The 6,123-nt window shown below is 66.1% G+C and carries 5 protein-coding genes; 1 reads left to right on the plus strand and 4 read right to left on the minus strand.

Going from position 1 to position 6,123, the window contains the following annotated elements; translation table 11 throughout:
• Nucleotides 1-4 precede the first annotated feature (4 nt).
• The 4 genes from ACWKWX_RS09250 to ACWKWX_RS09265 all read right to left on the minus strand — a co-directional run bounded on the left by ACWKWX_RS09250 (nt 5) and on the right by ACWKWX_RS09265 (nt 4,630).
• A complete protein-coding gene (locus ACWKWX_RS09250) occupies nt 5-631 on the minus strand; it encodes a response regulator (protein ID WP_416423372.1) in 627 nt (208 codons plus the stop codon).
• A gap of 31 nt (nt 632-662) precedes the next feature.
• Complete coding sequence (locus ACWKWX_RS09255; protein ID WP_416423371.1) at nt 663-1,391, minus strand: fimbrial biogenesis chaperone; 729 nt, start codon at nt 1,389-1,391, stop codon at nt 663-665.
• 144 nt (nt 1,392-1,535) lie between these two features.
• Entirely contained in the window at nt 1,536-4,055 is a 2,520-nt protein-coding gene (locus ACWKWX_RS09260) for a TcfC E-set like domain-containing protein (protein WP_483827560.1), read from the minus strand.
• Between the two features lie 89 nt (nt 4,056-4,144).
• Nucleotides 4,145-4,630, minus strand: coding sequence for a CS1 type fimbrial major subunit (locus tag ACWKWX_RS09265; RefSeq protein WP_416423369.1), 486 nt, complete (start codon nt 4,628-4,630; stop codon nt 4,145-4,147).
• 244 nt (nt 4,631-4,874) lie between these two features.
• Here ACWKWX_RS09265 and ACWKWX_RS09270 point away from each other — a divergent pair, with 244 nt between their 5' ends.
• On the plus strand, nt 4,875-5,930 hold the full coding sequence (locus tag ACWKWX_RS09270) for a DNA topoisomerase IB (protein WP_416423368.1): 1,056 nt from the start codon (nt 4,875-4,877) through the stop codon (nt 5,928-5,930).
• Nucleotides 5,931-6,123: the final 193 nt, after the last annotated feature.

Raw genomic sequence — 6,123 nt, forward strand, 5'->3', positions numbered from 1 at the left:
CGTCCTATATCAGCGCATGGCGCCTGGCCAGATCCGCCAGGTCGACCAGGGATTTGACCCGCAACTTCTCGATCAGGCGGGTTTTGTAGGTGCTCACGGTCTTGTTGCTCAGCAGCATTTCGTGGCCGATGGCCTTGTTGCTGTAGCCGCGCGCCAGTTGCTGCAGAATCAGCAGCTCGCGGTCGGTGAGCCGGGCGATGCACTGGGCCTCGCTGTCCAGGCTGTCGCCACGGTGCACCGAACTCAAGGCCACGTCGGGAAAGTACGAATAGCCGCTGCGCACGGCCTGCACCGCCTTGGTCAGCTCGTTGAGGTTGTCGGACTTGGAGACGTAGCCGGCCGCGCCGGCCTTCATGCAGCGCAGGGAAAAATAGTCCGGCGCCTGGGACGTCAGCACCAGGATCTTGATCGGCAGCTGCATGTCCCGAATACGCGCGATGACCTCCATGCCGTCGAGCCGGGGCATGGCGATGTCGAGGACCAGCAGCTCGGGCATCCAGTCGCGGATCACCGCCAGGGCGTCCACGCCGTTGTCCAGCTCGGCGACCACCCTGATCTTCATCTTCTCCAACAGCAACCGCACGCTGGCGCGGATAAACGGGTGGTCATCGACAATCATCGCTCTGTACATGGCATCCTCGCTGGGGCTGGCAAATCGCTGCTCAACCCCGAAACTCGACCTGGCGCGATTGCTCGCCCTCGATCAATTCAAACCGGTACTGGCGCCCCGGCTGTTTGGTGAAGCTGCGACGCGAATTGGGCAGCAGGTGGTGCTTGGTGGTGACTTCGCATTGCTGGCCGCTGGCGTCGCAGTCGTTGAAATGGTCCAGCACCACGGTGCTGTTGCCCTGGTTGGGCACCAGGAAGCGCCCCGGCTCCTGCAGCACCTGGGTGTCGAAGCGGGTGGCCTGGGGCCGCACGAACAGCAGCGAGCCGTAGCCGGCGAGGATATTCACCCCCGCCTTGAGCGAATCCTTGTACTGCTCGCTTTCCTGTTGGGTCAGGGCAAAACCGTCGTTGACCTGGGGCAGCACCGGGATGAAGCGCAGGCGGAAGTAGCGTTCGCGATCGCGCTCGCCGCGGTACAGCAGGCGCACGGCCTGCATGCCGTTGGCCGGCACGATCAGCCGCGCCGGGCTGGCCACCAGCGCACGCTGCTCGGCCGGCAGGCCGTCCATGGGCACCTCGCGCGAGGTGCCGTCGGCGGCATAGACGATCTCGGCCACGCTGACCTTGACGAAAGCAGTGCTGTCGCCGCTGTTGCGCACCCGCTTGAGCTGGGTGCTGCGGTTGCCGTCCAGGTAGTCATAGAGGCCGCCGATGTTGAGTTGCGGCGCGGCCTGCAGCAGCCCGGGCAACAGGCAGGCGATGGCAACGATGAGTCGTTTCATGATGGTTGACCTTGCAGTGACGGGGCAGCGCTGCCAGGTGGCCGGCGACTGCGCCCATTATTGGAAAACTGATCGACGCGGGATGTAGGCTGATTCCCAAACACCCCGTCGAAATTTCCGAGTTACCTTCGTGCCGATGGCGGCCTAGGCGCCCTCGCCCGCCGCTCCATCGGCCTGGGCCAGGGTGTCGGTGGTGCAACGCTGGTCGCCCACCAGCAGCACTTCGTTCTCACGCCGCGCGTGCCTGGCGTCCAGGCGCAGGAAGCACACCCTGGCGCCTTTGTGGCGCACTTCGAGGGTGGGCGTGGACTCGCTCATCTCCACCGCGAAGAAGCCGTCGGCCTCGCTGACACTGCGGCTGGCATGGTTGATCACCAGCGCACCCTTGAGCGGCTGCCCCTGTCCGTCCAGCAGGCGCCCGAGCACGGTCAGGGTGCGCATCACCCGCACCTGGCGGTACTCCACGCCGCCCTTGTTCAGGTGGTAGCCCAGGCTGGCCGGCTGGATCACCGCCGCGTGGGCATCGCGGCCGGCGAAGTCCAGCTGCACGCTGCCGGACTTGTAGGCCTGCACCGCGATCACGTTGCGCCCCGGGTGCAAGGCGGTGCTGGCGCCAGAGATATCGTCGGCGCGCAGGTCCAGTTGCGCCAAATCCGAATCCACGTCGACGATCAGGCCGGCGTCATACAGCCCGTACTCGCCGCTCATGGCCACGTGCCCTTCGCCCAGGGCCAGGGTGCTTTCCAGGTTCAGGCCGCCCGACAGCTCGCCGTTGTAGGAAGAGTTCTGCGCGTAGGCATCGCCAAACAGGTAACCGTTCTGGAACTGGGTGTTGGCACCGAAACCGGCGCCGTAGCGGTCCGCCGACACCGAGCCGGAGACGCTGCGCAGGGTGTGGTGCTGCAGGTCCTGCTGGTAGGTGAGCGTGGCGGTCTGGTCGCGGCCGCCATCGCGCGAGGTCTGGCTGCCGACGCTGGCCGACAGGCGCTGGCCGGGCTTGCCCAGCGCCAGGCTCAGGCTCAGGTTGACGCCACGGTTGCGCTGGCTGCCGGAGCTGTAGGTGCCGGGGCGGTCGAACAGCGACAGCCGCCAGGTGGCGTCCGAACCCTTGAGGGTGCCGTGGTAAGCCCAGCCCAGGTCCATGGCCATGCCCTGGATCGCGCCGCTGCTGTGGGACAGGCGCGCGCTGACGGTGTTTTCACGGGTCAGGCGGTGGCTCAGGGACAGCGAGCTTTGCTGGGTCTGGCCGCCGCGCCAGTTACTGTAGCGCCGCGGGTTATCGCGGCGGTCCAGCTTGGGCGGCTCGGTCCAGGCGCGGGTGTGGCTGGCCACCAGGCTGCCGCGCTCGTAGTTGAAGATGCCCTGCAGGTCGAAGCCATCGCCCTGGTCCTGGGTGTGGTACAGGTTGCCGAACAACTTGAAGCGGTCATGGGGGTCCCAGTCCAGCGACGTACCGTACTGCATGCGGTCGTCGACGCGTTGGGCCGACAGGCCGACCACGGCGCGCGGGTGCAGCAGGTAGTTGGTGAGCACGCCGGCGCTCAGGCCGCCCTCCTCATCCTGGTTGTCCCAGTTGCTGAGCAGGTCGCGCTGCTGGCCGGCGAACAGGTTGTAGCGCCAGCGCTGCTCGGGGTTGGCCCAGTTGCCGGGCTTGTAGATGAACTCGGGGGTGCGCGAGGTCACCTGGCCGTCTTCCACCAGGCGCACCTCCACCTCGTAGATACCGCCGGGCAGCACGCGGGTGTCGATGGCTTGCAGGCCAGCCTGCACCGGCTGGCTATTGATCAGCTGGCCGTTGCGGTAGATCTCGACCACGCCCGGACGGTTGGGCGTAACGTAGATCGGCGTGCTGCTGGGTGCGCCGTTGTTGATGGCCAGGCTGTCGCTGCTGCCGAACATCACCCCCACCGTGGCGTCGGGGCTCGAGCCCATCAACCGCGGCTGGCGGGTGAGGCCCTGGGAGCTGGGCGTGAAATAGCCCAGGCGGAAAAAATGCGCGGGGCTGAGCCGCTCGCCGTACAGCTGGTCGACGCGGTGGCGGGACTGGGCACCGACCTCGTTGCTGCGGTCAGCCTGCACGTTGGCAAGGCCGGTCCAGTTGCCGAGGCTGCTCTGCCCTTGCAGGGCGTAGCGGCCACTGGTCTGGTCGCCGTCGCGGGCCAGGTTGAGCTGGTTGCGCACGATCAGGCCGCGGCTGCCCTGCTCGGGCAGCGAATAGAAGCGTGCCTGGGCCGGGTCCTGCTCCACGGCACGGGTCAGTATCGATAGCTGCGAGTTCACCAGGCTGTAGTGCAGGGCCACCAGGTCCTGGGCGCAGTCCTTGAGGCAGTTGCCCAAGGGCCGGCCGTCCACCAGCAGGTCGCGCCAGCGCTGGCGGGTGGCATCGGGTTCGTGGCTTTCGTCCACCTGGGTGAACTCCAGCAGTTGCACGGTTTCATTGCGTGACAGCACGATCATGGCTTCGCCAAGGAAACGGCCATCGAGGTCAACGCGCACGGCAAGGGGCACGTCGAAGAAATGTTCGCTGAAATCGCTGGGCAGGTTCTCGGCCTGGCTCAGCACGCCCAGCGGGGTCGGCGCGGAGGGCGCCGCCTGGGCCTGGGCACACCACAATGACGCGGCACAACAACCCAGCGCCAGGCGAATGAAAAATGCAAGGTTCATGACAGGCGCCATCTACGGTTCACGGGTAAACCGCGCCCGCCCCGCGCCACGGGGCACAGGTCGGGAACGGTAATAAAGGTGAAACGCGATCAGTTACCCGGCGGGGTGACGGTTTCGAACATCATGTTGACCACGCCCTGGTAGGCACCCGGCACGTAGGTGGAACCGTCGCCCAAGGCCGCTACCTGGAACGACACAGTGCTGCCGGGTGCTGCCTGGGCGGCTGTTACCACTTCGGCAGCCGTGGTGGTCAGGGTCTTGCCAGCCACCGACACCTGCAGGCCGATGTTGCTGCCACCGCTGGTCATTACCGGCGGCGTCAGCACATAGGCGGAGATGGCGCCGGTGGTGCTCTTGACCTGCAGCTGCTTGGTGATCGGGGTCAGGGTCTGCTGGAAGGGGTTCCAGGCCATCTCCTGCGGATCATTCATCCAGTTGCCACCCACCGGCTCCACGTAGAAGCTGTCGGTCGGGATGACAGCCGTCACCGTCACTTGCTTCTCGATAGGGTCGACAGCCATCGCATTACCGACAACAAGCAGGGCCAATGGCAGGGCGAGGAACAGCTTTTTCATGGTGGATCTCCGTTGTATTCGTTGAGTGGGCAGCACGCCTGCCCTACCGACCGCCAGGCCGGGCGAGCAGGCCCAGGCAGTCAACGGAGCGAATTATTGGCGACGCGACTTGTGCGAAAAGTCGGACGCTTCCGAACGAAACGAGGAAATTTCCGAAGCCCCTGTTTCCGGGGCCCGCACGCCGATGGCACCTGCGGCACAGGACGTGGTCCATCCTTCATGCCCCCCTGGAAACCTATGCGCCATGGCCGAAATCAACGACATCGCCGCCGACCTGCCCGACCTGCCCCCGGACCTGCATTACGTCGACGACCAGCAACCGGGCATTCGCCGCGAGCGCCAGGGCGACCACTTCGTCTACTTCCACGCCGATGGCGGCCGCGTGGACGACGCCGAAGAGATCAAGCGCATCAACGCCCTGGCCGTACCTCCCGCCTACACCGACGTGTGGATCTGCAGCGACCCGCGCGGCCACCTGCAGGCCACCGGCCGTGACGCCCGTGGCCGCAAGCAATACCGCTATCACGCACGCTGGCGCGAGGTGCGTGACCAGGACAAGTACGCGCGCATGATCGAGTTCGGCAAGGCCCTGCCCAAGCTGCGCAAGCAACTGGAGGGGCACCTGGCGCTGCCCGGCCTGGACCGCAACAAGATCATGGCCACGGTGATCTCGCTGCTCGACACCACGCTGATCCGCGTGGGCAACACCCAGTACGCCCGGGACAACCGCTCCTACGGCCTGACCACCTTGCGCAACCGCCATGTGGCGGTGAAAGGCAGCGCCATCGAATTCCACTTTCGCGGCAAGAGTGGCGTTGAACATCGAGTATCGGTGCGCGACAAGCGCCTGGCGCGGATCATCAAGCGCTGCCTGGAGCTGCCCGGCCAGCACCTGTTCCAGTACCTGGACGAGCAGGGCGAGCGGCACACGGTCAGCTCCAACGACGTCAACGCCTACCTGCACGAAATGACCGGCGCCGACTTCACCGCCAAGGACTACCGCACCTGGGCTGGCAGCGCGCTGGCCCTGGCCATGCTGCGCGAGTTGCACTGGCAGCCCGAGCCGGAGGCCAAGCGGCAAATCGTCGAGATGGTCAAGGCCGTGGCGCGTACCCTAGGCAACACCCCGGCGGTATGCCGCAAGTGCTACATCCACCCGGCCGTGCTGGAGCGGTATGTGCTGGGGGAGCTGGCCAAACTGCCGAAGCCGCGCAAGCGTAAAGGGTTGCGGTTGGAGGAAGTGGCGTTGGCGACGTTTTTGCAGAGGTTGGTGGCTGCGCAGGAGGCTGCGGCGGCGTAGCGCTGGCGGCAGCGGCAGCCGTAACTGGCCTGCACTGCCGCTGCCGTAGATCTTGATCTTGATCCCGTGAGGCCTTTGATCTTGATTGTGTGCCCCATAAAGCGCCAGGGCCGACCGGAGGCGTTGGCCAAGCGGTCCACGGCGTAGCCGGGGAAGACGGAACCGGAGGCGCTTCTATTCCGGGCCGTCGGCC

The organism is Pseudomonas imperatae (genome assembly GCF_057128625.1).